This window comes from Gillisia sp. Hel1_33_143, assembly GCF_900104765.1.
Taxonomy (GTDB): domain Bacteria; phylum Bacteroidota; class Bacteroidia; order Flavobacteriales; family Flavobacteriaceae; genus Gillisia.
Window position 1 is genome coordinate 2,771,226 of the sequence record NZ_LT629737.1, and the last position, 15,090, is coordinate 2,786,315.

The 15,090-nt window shown below is 33.5% G+C and carries 16 protein-coding genes; 1 reads left to right on the forward strand and 15 read right to left on the reverse strand.

Going from position 1 to position 15,090, the window contains the following annotated elements; translation table 11 throughout:
• Positions 1–3: 3 nt before the first annotated feature.
• On the forward strand, positions 4–855 hold the full coding sequence (locus tag BLT84_RS12910; RefSeq protein WP_091266446.1) for a pirin family protein: 852 nt from the start codon (positions 4–6) through the stop codon (positions 853–855).
• An 8-nt stretch (positions 856–863) separates the two neighbouring features.
• On the opposite strand, the gene hisIE is transcribed toward BLT84_RS12910, so the two are convergent.
• From hisIE to efp, 15 genes are all read right to left on the reverse strand, one after another.
• The gene (gene hisIE / locus BLT84_RS12915; protein ID WP_091266449.1) at positions 864–1,484 is read right to left on the reverse strand and encodes a bifunctional phosphoribosyl-AMP cyclohydrolase/phosphoribosyl-ATP diphosphatase HisIE; all 621 of its coding nucleotides are present in this window, start codon (positions 1,482–1,484) and stop codon (positions 864–866) included.
• A gap of 40 nt (positions 1,485–1,524) precedes the next feature.
• Positions 1,525–2,286, reverse strand: coding sequence for an imidazole glycerol phosphate synthase subunit HisF (hisF, locus tag BLT84_RS12920; protein WP_091266453.1), 762 nt, complete (start codon positions 2,284–2,286; stop codon positions 1,525–1,527).
• Positions 2,287–2,289: 3 nt separating this feature from the next.
• Positions 2,290–3,063 (reverse strand): 1-(5-phosphoribosyl)-5-[(5-phosphoribosylamino)methylideneamino]imidazole-4-carboxamide isomerase, encoded by a 774-nt coding sequence (gene hisA, locus BLT84_RS12925; protein WP_091266457.1) that lies wholly within the window; start codon positions 3,061–3,063, stop codon positions 2,290–2,292.
• A gap of 10 nt (positions 3,064–3,073) precedes the next feature.
• Positions 3,074–3,667 carry an imidazole glycerol phosphate synthase subunit HisH gene (gene hisH, locus BLT84_RS12930; RefSeq protein WP_091266461.1) on the reverse strand — a complete coding sequence of 198 codons (594 nt, stop codon included), beginning with the start codon at positions 3,665–3,667 and terminating at the stop codon, positions 3,074–3,076.
• 21 nt (positions 3,668–3,688) lie between these two features.
• Positions 3,689–4,828 carry a bifunctional histidinol-phosphatase/imidazoleglycerol-phosphate dehydratase HisB gene (gene hisB, locus BLT84_RS12935; protein WP_034893011.1) on the reverse strand — a complete coding sequence of 380 codons (1,140 nt, stop codon included), beginning with the start codon at positions 4,826–4,828 and terminating at the stop codon, positions 3,689–3,691.
• A 61-nt stretch (positions 4,829–4,889) separates the two neighbouring features.
• The gene (gene hisC, locus BLT84_RS12940; protein ID WP_091266464.1) at positions 4,890–5,936 is read right to left on the reverse strand and encodes a histidinol-phosphate transaminase; all 1,047 of its coding nucleotides are present in this window, start codon (positions 5,934–5,936) and stop codon (positions 4,890–4,892) included.
• A gap of 3 nt (positions 5,937–5,939) precedes the next feature.
• Entirely contained in the window at positions 5,940–7,223 is a 1,284-nt protein-coding gene (gene hisD / locus BLT84_RS12945; RefSeq protein WP_091266468.1) for a histidinol dehydrogenase, read from the reverse strand.
• Positions 7,224–7,228: 5 nt separating this feature from the next.
• Positions 7,229–8,092: an ATP phosphoribosyltransferase gene (hisG, locus tag BLT84_RS12950; RefSeq protein ID WP_034893020.1), complete on the reverse strand. Its 864-nt coding sequence runs from the start codon at positions 8,090–8,092 to the stop codon at positions 7,229–7,231.
• A gap of 255 nt (positions 8,093–8,347) precedes the next feature.
• A complete protein-coding gene (locus BLT84_RS12955; RefSeq protein ID WP_034893024.1) occupies positions 8,348–9,163 on the reverse strand; it encodes a prohibitin family protein in 816 nt (271 codons plus the stop codon).
• A gap of 22 nt (positions 9,164–9,185) precedes the next feature.
• Positions 9,186–11,054, reverse strand: coding sequence for a vWA domain-containing protein (locus tag BLT84_RS12960; protein ID WP_157717935.1), 1,869 nt, complete (start codon positions 11,052–11,054; stop codon positions 9,186–9,188).
• A gap of 178 nt (positions 11,055–11,232) precedes the next feature.
• Entirely contained in the window at positions 11,233–11,979 is a 747-nt protein-coding gene (gene fabG, locus BLT84_RS12965) for a 3-oxoacyl-[acyl-carrier-protein] reductase (protein WP_091268229.1), read from the reverse strand.
• Between the two features lie 226 nt (positions 11,980–12,205).
• Positions 12,206–13,084 carry a succinate--CoA ligase subunit alpha gene (sucD, locus tag BLT84_RS12970; protein WP_091266477.1) on the reverse strand — a complete coding sequence of 293 codons (879 nt, stop codon included), beginning with the start codon at positions 13,082–13,084 and terminating at the stop codon, positions 12,206–12,208.
• Between the two features lie 63 nt (positions 13,085–13,147).
• Positions 13,148–13,558 (reverse strand): nuclear transport factor 2 family protein, encoded by a 411-nt coding sequence (locus BLT84_RS12975; protein ID WP_034893032.1) that lies wholly within the window; start codon positions 13,556–13,558, stop codon positions 13,148–13,150.
• 7 nt (positions 13,559–13,565) lie between these two features.
• A complete protein-coding gene (locus tag BLT84_RS12980; RefSeq protein WP_034893035.1) occupies positions 13,566–14,495 on the reverse strand; it encodes a UDP-3-O-(3-hydroxymyristoyl)glucosamine N-acyltransferase in 930 nt (309 codons plus the stop codon).
• Positions 14,496–14,522: 27 nt separating this feature from the next.
• A complete protein-coding gene (efp, locus tag BLT84_RS12985) occupies positions 14,523–15,089 on the reverse strand; it encodes an elongation factor P (protein WP_034893039.1) in 567 nt (188 codons plus the stop codon).
• Between the last annotated feature and the right edge of the window lies 1 nt (position 15,090).

Below are 15,090 nucleotides of genomic sequence, written 5' to 3' on the forward strand. Positions count from 1 at the left end.
ATTATGAGATCTATCAAAAAAATTCATTCTGCAGATTGCCGTTCCATAGCAGATTTAATTACCTACTCCCCTATGCCAACGAGAGATCTGGAAATGATAGATCCCTTTTTATTTATAAATCATCATGGGCCGCAAACCTTTGGCGCTTTAAATAATGGATTACCCTTTGGTCCTCATCCTCATAGAGGTATGGAGACCGTTACTTTTATAATTGCAGGAGATATTGCCCATAAAGACTCTGATGGCAATGAGAGCGTAATTTTTAGCGGAGGAATACAATGGATGACTGCCGGCAGCGGACTTATATATACAGAATTATCTTCTGATGATTTTAAGAAGTTTGGAGGAGATTTGGAGATATTGCAATTATGGATTAATCTACCTGCCGCATTAAAAATGACACCACCACAATATAAAGGCTTGCAAGAAGATAAGATACCTGTGCTCTCTCTAGATGAAGGCAAAGTTAAAGCTAAACTTGTTTCTGGTAAATTTGAAGATCACGATGCCGCCTTCAAAACTTTAACTAATATCAATTTAAGAACATTTAGCATTAAAAGATCTGGAATTTTAAAACTGAATATTTCAGTAGAAAATAATATCCTATTCTATTTGATGCGTGGAGAACTAAGAGTTAATGGAAGTTTGGTTACAGACCGTCAGTTGGTAGATTTTGAAAATGATGAAACTCAATTATTAATTGAAGCAACAGAAGATTGTTTGCTACTCTTTGGTGACGCTAAACCATTTAACGAACCCGTGGTTGCCCGCGGGCCGTTTGTAATGAACTCTCTGGAAGAAATAGACCAAGCATACACAGATTTTCAAAATGGAAAACTAGGTAGCTGGCATTGATCATAAACTTAATGTCTTCCTTTAAGTGTTTTCTCTATATCCTTAAGGGTGAATCCTTTGGCTTGCAATAAAATTAGATAATGAAATAAAAGATCTGAACTTTCATTTAAGAAAAAATCATCGTTATTATCCTTTGCCTCTATAACAGTTTCTACTGCTTCTTCTCCAACTTTTTGAGCGATCTTGTTCATTCCCAAATCGAATAGTGAGACAACGTAACTCGATTTTTCTTCTTTTCTAAGTTCCGGAGATACCTCACTGGTTTTCTTGCGTTCTTTGATTATTTCTTCAAGTTCAGAAATGAACCCAAAATTAGCTTCATTTTTTTCTCCCCAACAAGTATCTGTACCTTTATGACAGGTTGGACCTTGAGGCTTCACCATGATCAAAAGACTATCATTATCACAGTCATTTTTAATAGATACCAATTCCAGAAAATTTCCACTTTCCTCGCCTTTGGTCCACAATCTATTCTTACTTCTGCTAAAAAATGTAACTTTTTTTAATTCATTGGTCTTTAAAAAAGCTTCCTCATTCATATAACCCAACATCAAAACATTTCTAGTTTCCTGATCCTGTATTATCGCCGGTACTAAACCGTCGCCATTTTTATTAAAATCGATATTCATAATTATAATTTTATCTTATCTTGATATTAGTATATGGTTATTAACACTTGAGTCTAACAGCAATTCCGTTTTTTCTAAGTTCTTCTTTTAGATCCACTATTTCAATTTCTTTAAAATGAAATACGCTAGCTGCTAAAGCTGCGTCTGCTTTTCCAATGGTAAAAGCATCAGAAAAGTGCTGTATATTTCCAGCACCGCCTGAAGCTATAATTGGAATATTCAGTTCTTCAGATAATTTTGCTAAAGCTTCATTAGCAAACCCATTTTTAGTACCATCGTTATTCATAGAGGTGAACAAGATTTCTCCTGCTCCTCGCTTTTCAACTTCCCTAGCCCATTCAAACAGATCTAGCTCTGTAGGTACCTTACCTCCCACCAAATGCACTATCCATTTATCATCAATCATTTTAGCATCTATTGCTACGGTAATACATTGACTTCCAAATTTTTGAGCTAGCTCATTTATAAGATCTGGATTCTTCACGGCGGAGGAGTTTATAGAAACCTTATCTGCTCCGTTTTGTAATAGAATATCTACATCTTCAATAGAAGAAATTCCGCCGCCAACGGTAAACGGAATATTTACTTCTTTTGCCACGTTAAAAACAAGGTCTGCCAAGGTTTTACGTCTCTCTTCTGTAGCAGATATATCTAAAAATACTAGCTCATCTGCCCCAGCTTTTGCATAAATCTTAGCTAACTCTACAGGATCTCCTGCATCTCTAAGATCTACAAAATTCACCCCCTTAACGGTTCTACCATTCTTTATATCCAAACAAGGAATTATTCGTTTTGTAAGCATAGTTTAGTATGAGTTCATGATATATTTTTCCAACTGTTTCATCTCAATTCTACCTTCATAGATAGCTTTTCCAATTATAACACCCTCACATCCAATTTCCTCTAATTGAGGAATTTCATCAAATGTAGAAATTCCACCAGATGCGATAAGATTTAGCTTGTTTGATCCTTCTAGTTCTGGAGAAGATATTCCCATTTCAATCCCATTAGTTTGGGCTAAAATTTTTTTATAAAGTTCGAATGAAGGTCCCTGCAACATTCCATCTTTTGAGATATCTGTACAGATCACATTTTTAACTCCTAATTTTTGAAACCTTCTAATAAATGGGATCAATTCTTCCGTAGATTCTTCTGTCCATCCGCTTATAACCACTTTTTCATCATTTGCATCTGCACCTAAGATAATCTTATCAGATCCATATAAGTTTAACCAAGAAATAAAAGTATCAGGATCTTTTACCGCAATACTACCTCCTGTTACTTGCTTCGCTCCACATTCAAATGCTATTTGCAGGTCTTTATCAGATTTCAAACCACCGCCAAAATCAATACTTAGCTTAGTTTTACTGGCGATCTTCTCCAATATCTTATAATTGACGATGTGCTTGGATTTGGCACCATCAAGATCCACTAAATGTAGATGCTTAATTCCGTAAGACTCAAACTGCTTAGCAACCTCTAAAGGATTTTCGTTATAAATTTTCTTGGTATTGTAATCACCCTTAGAAAGTCTTACACATTTTCCATCTATTATATCAATGGCAGGTATTATTCTCATATTTATCTTTTTATAGGTCTAAGAAATTCTTTAAAATTTGTTCTCCTGCATCGCTACTCTTTTCTGGGTGAAATTGAACCCCATAAAAATTATTTTTCTTAATTGCTGTGGTATATTCAATACCATAGGTAGTACTAGCAATAGTTTGAGCGCATTCTGCCACGTAATAACTATGTACTAGATACACAAATTCATTTACCTTAACATTTTTAAAAAGCTCCGATTCAAGATTAAATATTGTGTTCCAGCCTATTTGAGGAACTTTTAGCTGATTTGAGAACTTGATAACTTCTGCATCAAAGATGCCTAAACCTTTTGTATTTCCTTCTTCTGAAGTATTACACATTAATTGCATTCCTAAACAAATTCCAAGTACAGGTTGCTTTAAATTGGGAATTTCTAGATCTAAACCGGTAGATCTTAACATTTTCATTGCACTGCTCGCCTCGCCTACTCCCGGAAAAATCACTTTGTCTGCAGCATTAATTTCAGCTATATCACTAGATAGATTAGCTTCCAGACCTAATCTCTGAATTGCAAATTTTATACTCTGAATATTTCCAGCACCATAATCTATAATAACGATCTTTTGATCTTGATTCATCTGTGGTAATTTTAACTCCTGTTATAACATTCCCTTGGTAGAAGGAAGAATCATTTTATTTGCATCTCTTTTAACAGCTACCTTAATGGCTTTAGCAAAAGCTTTAAAAATTGCTTCGATCTTGTGATGTTCATTAGATCCTTCAGCTTTGATATTTAAATTTGCCTTTGCACCATCTGTAAAAGATTTAAAGAAATGATAGAACATTTCTGTTGGCATCTTACCTATCATCTCTCTCTTAAATTCGGTTTCCCAAACCAACCAGTTTCTACCACCAAAATCTATTGCTACCTGAGCCAGGCAATCATCCATTGGTAAGCAAAATCCGTATCGCTCTATACCCAGCTTGTTTCCTAAAGCCTGCGCAAATACTTCTCCTAATGCAATAGCGGTATCTTCAATAGTATGATGTTCATCTACTTCTAAATCTCCTTTTACAGCTACCTCAAGATCCATATTACCATGACGCGCTATTTGATCTAACATATGATCAAAAAAAGCAATACCCGTCGAAATCTTACTTTTCCCAGTTCCATCAAGATTAAGTTTGATATGGATATCTGTTTCATTGGTCTTTCTAGTGATCTCTGCAGATCTATCTTTCAATTTCAAGAATTCATAGATCTCTTTCCAGCTAGTACTTCTTAAAGCGATAGTGTCTTCTATTTTTGAAGTATCATTTTCCAATTCGTTGGTAGCCAGATCTGCATGAGAATCTATAAAAATTCCCTTCCCTTTAAAATTATAAGAGAACTCCATATCCGTCATCCTATCACCAATCATAAATGAATTTTCAAGATCATAATCTTTATTGCCAAGATATTTAACTTCTAACAATCCTGTTCGAGGTTTTCGAGTTGGAGAATTATCTTTTGCAAAAGTTCTATCCATTAAAATCTCTTTGAAACTGACACCTTCATTCTCAAAGGTTTTTATTACAAAATTTTGAATAGGCCAAAAACTAGTTTCTGGATATACTTCTGTACCAAGGCCGTCCTGATTGGTTACCATAACCAGCTCATAATCTAGCTCTTTTGCAATTTTGGAAAGATAATATAGAGCTTGTGGATAAAACTCTAATTTTTCGATGGAGTCAACTTGATAATCGTCTGGCTCCAAGATCAAGGTTCCATCACGATCTATAAATAACACTTTTTTCATATTCTTAACTCATAAATCTTCAATTTAAATTGAAGAGGGATTTGTTTAAACAATTATTTCACTAATCTAACTCTTTAAGAGCATCGATTAGCTTCTTATTTTCTTCGCGCTTACCAATAGTGAACCTTAGAGTATTATTACAAAGTGGCTGTGTAGTTCTATTTCTAATAACTATGCCTTTATTGATTAACTCATTATATCGTTGCGTAGCATTGTCTACCTTTACCAAAACAAAATTAGCGTCTGTAGGATAGATCTCATTGATAAATTTCACCTGAAGTAATTCTTTAATTAATACTGCTCTCTGGTCTATTAATGAGGATATTTCTAATTTTACTTCTTCTTTGCTCAAAACTCTCTCTAACGCTCTTTTCTGAGTGAGTTCATTTACATTATAAGGTGGTTTTATTCTATTTAAAATTGTAATAATTTCTGAAGATGCGTAACATATTCCCAATCTTATTCCTGCTAAACCATAGGCTTTAGACAAGGTTTGGGTAATGATCAAATTTGGATAATTCTCCAATGCTAATAACCAACTTTCTTGGTCTGCGAAATCTATATAAGCTTCATCTATTACAACAAGTCCAGAAAAATCAGTTAAAATTCTTTCTACTTTATCCTTAGAAAAAGAATTTCCCGTTGGGTTATTTGGAGAGCATAAAAAAATGATCTTCGTATTTTTATCTACAGAATTTAATATCTCATCTACATTTGGCTGAAAACTATCATTAAGTAGAACTTCTCTATTTTCAATATTATTAATATTGGCAAGCACCGAATACATACCATATGTTGGAGGAAGACTAATTACATTATCCATTTTAGGCTCACAGAAAGCTCTATACAACAGATCTAAAACTTCGTCACTTCCATTTCCTAGTAATATTTTTGAAGTATTTATACCTTTTAAATTACCTATTGCCGCTTTAAGATCTCTTTGTTGTGGATCTGGATATCTATTAACATCGGTTTGAAATGGATTTTCATTAGCATCCAAAAAGACCATTTCAGATCCTGTATCCTTAAATTCATCTCTAGCAGAAGAATAAGGATTTAATTTTGCCACGTTCTCACGAACCAAATTATTTAAATTGAATTGCTGCATACCTTATTTTAAATCGTTTAACCTTAAAGTAACGGCATTTTTGTGCGCTTGCAAACCTTCTGCTTCTGCCATAATCTCTATTGCCTTACCAATATTTTTAATACCCGTTTCATCAATTTTCTGAAAGGTCATACTTTTCATAAAACTATCCAAGTTAACTCCGCTATACTGCTTTGCATATCCGTTGGTAGGTAAGGTATGATTGGTTCCACTAGCATAATCTCCTGCGCTTTCTGGAGTATATTTTCCAATAAAAATAGAACCGGCATTTTCCACACCATCTATAAAAAAATCCTCTTCTTGGGTATTGATTATAAAGTGTTCCGGACCGTATTCATTAATTAGCTCCAAAGCCTCTTCATTACTAGTTACATATATCAATTTAGAGTTTGCAATAGCTTTGCTCGCAATATCCTTTCGTGGCAATTGTTCTAACTGCTGTTCTATTTCAATCTCCACCTTATCTATTAGCTCTCGAGAAGTAGACACTAAAATTACCTGACTATCTGCTCCGTGCTCTGCCTGACTCAGAAGATCTGAAGCTACATATGCCGGATTAGATAACTTATCTGCTACTACTAAAAGTTCAGATGGCCCTGCTGGCATATCTATAGCTACATTGTATTTCGTAGCTATTTGTTTAGCAACGGTTACAAACTGATTTCCTGGTCCAAAAATTTTATAAACTCCAGGAACCGAATCTGTTCCAAAAGTTAATGCAGCAATGGCTTGAATTCCTCCTATCTTAAAGATTTCGGTTACACCACATAGTTTTGCCGCATAAAGTATGGCCGGATTTATATTTCCCTGTTTATCTGGTGGTGTGCACAGCACTATTTCTTTACAGCCGGCAAGTTTTGCTGGAATAGACAACATAAGAATAGTTGAGAATAACGGAGCGCTACCTCCAGGAATATATAAACCTACCTTTTGAATAGGTCTTTTTTCCTGCCAACATTTTACTCCATTAGAAGTCTCGACCTCTATCTTTCCTGTTGTTTGTGCTTTGTGAAACTTTTCAATATTACTTTTTGCAAGTAAGATTGCTTGTTTCAGCTCATCAGTAATTTCCTTTTCTGCGTTGTTTATTTCACTTAAAGTTACTTTTAGATCTTCTATCTGAATTCCATCAAAGAGATTCGTGTATTTCTTTATTGCCTCATCTCCCTTACTTCTAACTTCTGCAAAAATATCAGTAACCGTAGCTTCAATATCTGCAACGGTTTGGGTAGGTCTTTTTAAAATATCTGCCCAATCTGATTTCGTTGAGTTATAAATCTTTTCCATCGCTTTTATATTACCATTTTTTCGATTGGAGCAACCAAAATTCCTTCAGCACCATTCTCTTTTAACTCATCTATCACCTCCCAAAAACGTTCTTCTTTAATTACGGTGTGTATTGAACTCCATCCTTCTTCAACCAATGGTAAAATTGTAGGACTTCTCATTCCGGGAAGTAATTTTAAAATGTTATCAATCTTATTATTAGGAGCATTTAATAAAATATACTTAGACGTTCTTGCATTCAAAACAGATCTTAATCTGAATTCTAATTTGCTAAGAATCGCTTTGCGCTCTGCAGAAATTTTAGGAGATATTGCTAGTACCGCTTCACTCTTTAACATCACTTCCACTTCTTTCAGATTATTCTTAAAAAGTGTGCTTCCGCTAGACACAATATCGCAAATAGCATCTGCCAAACCTATATTTGGTGCTATTTCTACAGAACCGTTAATAATATGCAATTCTGCACTTATACCTTTTTCTGCTAAGAAATTCTTAACGGTATTTGGGTAAGAAGTAGCTATCTTTTTTCCATTTAGATCTTGGATATCCTGATATTTCATTGATTTTGGTACCGCCAAAGAAACACGACATTTTGAAAATCCTAGTTTATCTCCTCTTAGAATGTCATCACCCTTTTCTATTAGTACATTTTCTCCTAGAATAGCTATATCTACTACTCCATCTCTAAGATATTGTGGAATATCTCCGTTTCTTAAATACATAACTTCTAAAGGGAAATTTTGAGCAGATGCTTTAAGTTGCTCTTTACCATTATCTATAGATATTCCTGCCTCTTTTAAGATCTTTAAAGAATCTTCATTAAGTCGACCTGATTTTTGAATTGCTATTCTTAATTTTTCTTTACTCATTTTTAGTTTTTTTTTGAATTGGTAGTTTTAATTTAATTAAAATGAGCAGTTACAAAAAGGAAATAAAAAACCCGTTTGAACTACTCAAACGGGTTTTTGAAAATATGTAATACTACAACATATCAAATTCACCTCGCCTGAGCGCAGTAATGAAAATGATGATGATGTAATTGTATTGTTCTCATTTGTGTTACAAATCTAAATATTTATTTTAAATTTCAAACTAGCTTTGCTAAATTTTATGATTTGTTCCTATTAATTATTACCAAGAATTATTGGTAATCCGCTATCACCAGATCCAATAACTATCACTTTAGCATTTGGAGATTTAGATAATTCCACCGTGGCCTGTATCCCTTTTTCTCTAAGAATCTGGTCATTTAAAGACTCACTCAAAATTCGGTTGGCTTTGGCTTTACCCTCAGCATCAATACGTTGTCTTTCTGCTTCTTGTTGAGCTTTGGTTAATCTATATTCATACTCTAAGGATTCCTGTTCTTGTCTTAATTTACGTTCAATCGCCTCTTTAATATTTTGAGGAAGAGAAACATCTCTAACTAGAACTTCATTTACCTGAACGTATTGATCTTTCAACAAAATTTGAGTTTCATCGAAGATCTCTTTTTGAATCGCTTCTCTCTTACTTGCGTAAAGTTGCTCTGGTATATACCTTCCTACTACTGCTCTAGTTGCAGATCTTACCGCAGGTTGTAATACTCTTTTTACATAGTCTTCTCCTTTTTCTTGATGCAAAGCACCTAATTTATTATAAGTTGGCTGAAACCATATAGATGCATCAAGTCTAATCTCTAAACCGTTTGAAGAAAGCACTTGCATTTCTTCATCTAAAGATTGTTGTCTTACTTCATATATAAAAACTCTATTCCAGGGTGCAATAATATTAAAACCTTCACTTAATGGAGGTTCATCTGTAACAACACCATCATCAAAAGTTCTATAAAGAACCCCAGCCTGACCGGAATCTATTGTTACAGTAGATTTAGCAACTATTATGATTAGAATTACTAAAATGATAAGCGCAGGTATTCCAATTTTTGGAAAATTATTCATAAGTAAATTTTATTATTGATTATTAAATTAATCCGATATATTTTCTGGTAAACCACTCAATTCCAAGACTTAAAATAAGTATAGTTAAGAGAATTTTCCAATTGATTAAAGATACAATATTTATACGGCTTTTCTGCACGCTTACGAAGCGTTTCTCCTTTAAAAGCTGATGTTTCCAAGTTTCATAGTGATCAGTTGTATAAGCAACACCAAGATTATCGTGAGCCAATTTTTTAAGTCTATTAATATCTGCACTAGTAAATTGTTCTTCTACATTATATTCAATGATAGTGAAGGATTTCTCTAAACTTAACCCAGATTGCAGTTCATTTAAGTAGAGCGAATATGCTCCAGGAGGTAATTGTGAAGCATTAAAAACGTATTCATTCCCGCGCAAGACCATAGCAGATTCTAAGATCTCACCAGAGTTATTTATTAATTTTAAATTAAGTTCTCCCCCTGCATCAAATTGAAAATTCTTATCAAAATAAAGAGCAGAAAATTGAATATCTTCATTCTGCTTATAAGATGACGCTACCTCAATATCTAGTCTTTTCTTATTGGAGGTAGAAGATAGATATTGAACAAATTTTCCGAAAAAAGTATCAAAAGCTTTAAAATCTCCAGATTTTACCAAAGATTGAGTTCTCCATTTCCATATATTCTCTCCTAATAAAATTCCATGTTTCTGATTATCACTGAGAAATGTAAATAATAAAGGTTCTTGAATTTCTATTCCATCTATTGCCTTAAACAATAAAGTTTGATAGTTCCTATTTTTGAAATTAAGTCTTCCAAATTTATCTTCTAATGGCGGAAAAGAATTAAAATCAATATCATCAAATTGAAATTGTGAATAGCTATTATTATAAATTGATTGGTAATCCTGATTTTGATTAGAGAAAGCTTTGCTGATAAAAATATCCAGAGAATTTAAGAAACCCCAGTCAGTCTGAATTCCGGTAATTAACAGATTATTAATTTTCTTTTCCTCAATTTCCTCAAAGAACTGCTTAAATAAATTGTTTGGCTGGTATAATATAACTAGTTCATATTCAGATAATTGAGATTTATCTAAATCTTCAATAGAACTAATTTTGACTTTTCTCTGTGGATTACTTTCAATAGATCTTTTTAACATTCCAAGATCTGGGTGTAGTACCGAGCTTACTATAAGTATAGAAGTACGTTCATCTATTACCTCCACTGCAAAATTTTGAATGTTATTGTTGAAGTTCTTATCTTCTGATATAGGTTCTAAACTAACTTTATAAATATGAGTACCAATACTCTTAGCGTTCATATTTAAAGATATCACCTTAGAAGATTCTCCTTTATTAAATTGTATTATTTTGCTTTTTAAAACCTTCTCTTCAGAAGTTACAGTAAGAGTTGTAGTCATTGAATTCTCCCCGGAATAATTTATAATTAGTTCAACCGGAAACTCATTGTTCAAAAACGTGTACTTATTTACATTTAAATTCGAAATAAATAGATCTGGGCTGGAGGTAGTATCTCCAACAATAATAGGATAAACGGAAGTGTTAGCTTCTGCTTTAAAATAACTGTAATCTTCTCCTACTGTTTGATTGCCATCTGTAATTAATACTATGGCAGAATTACTCTGGTTAGTAGTTTTATTTACCTCTAATAATGCTTTATTAATATTCGTCTGATGTTCTTGGAAGCGCAAAGAATCCTTGATAATTAAATTTAAAGATTCTCCAAAGCTAAAAGATCTCAATTCAAATTTTTCACTGATTTCTTTATCTCTTATGATCTTATTATAAAATGAGGAAACTATTTCTACTTGTTTAAGATGCGCTATAGATATAGAATTATCTACCAATACATCTAATCTAGGCTTTACGATTTCAAATTGCTCGTCCACAACCTTTGGATTTATTAATAGCAAGAGCAAGGTAAATATGCTTATAAAAGATAAAGTTGATAAGAAATATAAACTAGCTGATCTTTTATTATTGCTATAGAAGTACTTAAAAAAAACAAACCCTAGTGCGAAGATCGCGGCTAGGGCTATAAATAAAATAGTAGTTAATGACATCTACCTAAGTTAACATTCCTCCGTTAACCTGTAAAACCTGCCCTGTTATATAATTGCTGAGATCGCTTCCAAGAAAGACACATGCATTTGCAATATCTTCCGGGCTTCCTCCTCTTTTTAATGGAATAGAATCTCTCCAGCCTTGCACCGTCTTTTCATCCAACTTATCTGTCATCTCTGTTTCAATAAAACCAGGTGCAATTACATTAGTTCTTATATTTCTAGAACCTAATTCTAACGCCATAGATTTTGAAAATCCTATAATTCCTGCTTTTGAGGCCGCATAATTAGACTGTCCAGCATTTCCTTTAACTCCAACTACAGAACTCATGTTAATAATACTTCCACTACGTTGCTTAAGCATGGTACGTTGAACTGCTTTAGTCATATTAAAAACTGACTTCAGGTTCACATCTATAACCTGATCAAAATCTTCCTCAGACATTCTCATCAGAAGATTGTCTTTTGTAATTCCAGCATTATTTATCAAAATATCTATCTGCCCAAAATCTGCAGCTACATTTTTTATTAACTCTTGCGCTTCTTCAAAATTGGCTGCATTAGATTGATAACCTTTAGCTTTTACTCCAAGAGCGGTTAATTCTTTTTCCAATTCATTAGCCGCACTTACAGAAGATGCATACGTAAAAGCTACGTTAGCTCCATGTTTAGCGAATACTTCAGCAATTCCTTTTCCAATTCCTCGGCTTCCTCCGGTAATTATGGCGTTTTTCCCTTCTAATAATTTCATTCTTATTAATTCTTTGGTTAGTTCTATCTCCAAATGATCTCTTGGAGCTATAATTTCTAAATATCAATTTTACATCTAGATCTCCACTCAGAGTTCTCTCAGAACTGCAAAATTTTCAATCTTAATTCAAATATAACAAAAGCCAAATGCTTTAAAATAAAAAATCCTCTTGAATTGCCTATTTTCAGCATTTCAAGAGGATCAATCTATATAAATATACTGTGTCTTAAGCTCCTTTAAGAACTTCAGCAACTTTTTTACCAATTTCTGCAGGAGAATCTACTACATGAATTCCGTTCTCTCTAAGAATTGCCTTCTTAGCTTGAGCAGTATCTTCGCTTCCTCCAACAATAGCACCAGCATGTCCCATAGTACGTCCTGCAGGAGCAGTTTCTCCAGCAATAAATCCTACAACAGGTTTCTTATTTCCGTTAGCTTTAACCCATTGTGCAGCGTCAGCCTCTAATTGTCCACCAATTTCACCAATCATAACGATGATCTTAGTTTCATCGTCATTCATTAAAAGCTCTACGGCTTCTTTAGTGGCAGTTCCAATAATTGGATCTCCCCCAATACCAATAGCTGTAGTTATACCTAAACCTTGTTTTACAACTTGATCTGCAGCTTCATAAGTTAAAGTTCCAGATTTTGAAACGATACCTACACTACCTTTTTTGAATACGAAACCTGGCATAATGCCAACTTTAGCTTCTCCAGGAGTAATAACACCAGGACAGTTAGGACCAATTAATCTACAATCCTTGTTTTGAATATAATTTGCTACTTTAATCATATCTGCTACAGGAATTCCTTCTGTAATAGTTATAATTACTTTTATTCCGGCATCTGCAGCTTCCATAATTGCATCTGCAGCAAAAGCTGGCGGTACAAAAATGATAGAAACATCTGCGCCAGTTTCATTAACAGCATCAGATACAGTATTAAATACAGGTCTGTCTAGGTGAGTTTGACCACCTTTTGAAGGAGTTACTCCCCCAACCACATTTGTACCATATTCTATCATTTGTTCAGCATGAAAAGTACCTTCACTTCCAGTAAATCCTTGAACAATTATTTTTGAATCTTTATTGACTAAAACACTCATAGTTGTAATTAATTTTTGCGCTACAAAAGTAGTTTTTTAAATATAAACCCTAAAGGCTTTTTATTAGTTTGTTTCTAGAAAAGAGCTCAAATTATCTGGAGTTTCATCTCCTGGCTGACTTATTTGATAACCCTTATATAATTTATTATCCTTGATCTTCCAAATAGCTATGAAATGAGCCATAGGTATTTCTTCATCCGGATTCTCAATGGTTTTAATGTAATAGGTAAACCTTATGGTTACTTGATCCTTATCCTGAAGCAAATGGCTAATTTCTGCTCTTAATGAATCAAAAGATTTAGACATCTCTGTACTAAGATTCATCACATCATTAAAAGTCATTTTATTGAAGCCTGCTCCACTATTCCAATAAAGCTCAGCGTCTTGATGCAAATAGTCTTTTACTTCGTCTGGATTTTTATAAAAATTTGACAAGTAAAATTCTTCTACTAATTTCTTTTCGCTAAAACTCATAGTTTTCCTATTTTAATTTATCTATTATACTCGGTAATTTTTTTACCGCAGCAAATTCTTTCAGCTTTGTTCGAGATTCTCCGTGAGGTGTTCCCCAATATGTTGTATTCTCATCTGTAGATTTAGAAACTCCGGTTTGAGCTAATAGCACTGTACCTTTTCTAATTCTTACATCACTTCTAATTCCAACCTGACCCCAAATAGTAACTTCATCTTCAATAATAACACACCCTGCAATTCCGGTTTGTGAGGCTATTAAACATTTTTTACCTACAATAGTATCGTGACCTATCTGAACCTGATTATCAATTTTAGTACCGGCACCAATAAAGGTATCACCTGTAACTCCTTTGTCTATAGTACAAAGAGCTCCAATCTCTACATCATGATTAATTACAACTCGTCCGCCAGATTTTAATTTATCAAATCCGTTAGGCCTGGTTTTATAATAAAAGGCATCTGCTCCAAGCACGGTACCGGCATGAATAATAACATTATTACCTATAATAGTATCATCATAAATACTTACGTTGGCATGAATTAAACAATTATCGCCAATTTTTACATTGTTACCGATAAAAGTACCAGGTTGAATAATAGTATTATCTCCAATTAAAGCAGATTCAGAAATCTCTTCTGAAGACTTTTCGAAGGGTTTAAAATATTCTGTAAGCTTATTAAAATCTGTGAAAGGATCATTAGAAATAAGTAACGCTTTCCCAATCGGGCAAGGTACTTCTTTGTTGATCAAAATAATTGTTGCAGCAGAATTAAGTGCTTTGTCATAATATTTTGGATGATCAACAAAAACAATATCCCCTTCTGTTACAACGTGGATCTCATTCATTCCGTAAACCGGAAAATTTGCATCGCCCACATATTCCGAAGAAATTATGGTAGCAATTTGCTTAAGCGTATGCTGCTGGGGAAACTTCATGATCTCTGAGGTATTAAATAACGGTTGTTATTCTTTAATTCTTTCTTTATAAGTACCTTTATCTGTCTCAATTCTTACTTTATCACCTTCATTGATAAAAAGTGGAACGTTAACTTCTGCTCCGGTTTCTAAAGTTGCAGGTTTAGTGGCGTTGGTAGCCGTATTTCCCTTAACACCTGGTTCTGTATGAGTTACTTCCAAAACAACACTTGCAGGCATTTCAACAGAAAGTGGCATACTATCTTCTGTATTAATAAGAATAGTTACAACTTCACCTTCTTTCATAAGCTGAGGCATATCTAAAGCGCTTTCTACTAATCTAATTTGCGTATAATCTTCAACATTCATAAAGTGATAGAATTCTCCGTCATTATATAAGAATTGAAATTTATGAGTTTCTACACGTACATCTTCAATTTTATGTCCAGCAGAAAAAGTATTATCTAGAACTTTACCGGTAGTTACACTTTTCATTTTAGTTCTTACAAATGCTGGTCCTTTTCCAGGTTTTACATGTAAGAATTCTATAATCTTATAAATATCATGGTTATATCTAATACATAAACCATTTCTAATATCACTTGTACTTGCCATT

Excerpts from the sequence above, each read along its gene's own strand:
- BLT84_RS12980 (WP_034893035.1), bottom strand. The coding sequence starts at position 14,495 with ATGAAGTTTCCCCAGCAGCATACGCTTAAGCAAATTGCTACCATAATT.
- hisD (WP_091266468.1), bottom strand. The coding sequence starts at position 7,223 with ATGGAAAAGATTTATAACTCAACGAAATCAGATTGGGCAGATATTTTA.
- hisC (WP_091266464.1), bottom strand. The coding sequence starts at position 5,936 with ATGCAGCAATTCAATTTAAATAATTTGGTTCGTGAGAACGTGGCAAAA.
- hisH (WP_091266461.1), bottom strand. The coding sequence starts at position 3,667 with ATGAATCAAGATCAAAAGATCGTTATTATAGATTATGGTGCTGGAAAT.
- BLT84_RS12910 (WP_091266446.1), top strand. The coding sequence starts at position 4 with ATGAGATCTATCAAAAAAATTCATTCTGCAGATTGCCGTTCCATAGCA.
- sucD (WP_091266477.1), bottom strand. The coding sequence starts at position 13,084 with ATGAGTGTTTTAGTCAATAAAGATTCAAAAATAATTGTTCAAGGATTT.
- hisIE (WP_091266449.1), bottom strand. The coding sequence starts at position 1,484 with ATGAATATCGATTTTAATAAAAATGGCGACGGTTTAGTACCGGCGATA.
- fabG (WP_091268229.1), bottom strand. The coding sequence starts at position 11,979 with ATGAAATTATTAGAAGGGAAAAACGCCATAATTACCGGAGGAAGCCGA.
- hisB (WP_034893011.1), bottom strand. The coding sequence starts at position 4,828 with ATGAAAAAAGTGTTATTTATAGATCGTGATGGAACCTTGATCTTGGAG.
- hisF (WP_091266453.1), bottom strand. The coding sequence starts at position 2,286 with ATGCTTACAAAACGAATAATTCCTTGTTTGGATATAAAGAATGGTAGA.
- hisG (WP_034893020.1), bottom strand. The coding sequence starts at position 8,092 with ATGAGTAAAGAAAAATTAAGAATAGCAATTCAAAAATCAGGTCGACTT.
- BLT84_RS12955 (WP_034893024.1), bottom strand. The coding sequence starts at position 9,163 with ATGAATAATTTTCCAAAAATTGGAATACCTGCGCTTATCATTTTAGTA.
- BLT84_RS12975 (WP_034893032.1), bottom strand. The coding sequence starts at position 13,558 with ATGAGTTTTAGCGAAAAGAAATTAGTAGAAGAATTTTACTTGTCAAAT.
- hisA (WP_091266457.1), bottom strand. The coding sequence starts at position 3,063 with ATGAGAATAATACCTGCCATTGATATAATAGATGGAAAATGTGTAAGA.
- efp (WP_034893039.1), bottom strand. The coding sequence starts at position 15,089 with ATGGCAAGTACAAGTGATATTAGAAATGGTTTATGTATTAGATATAAC.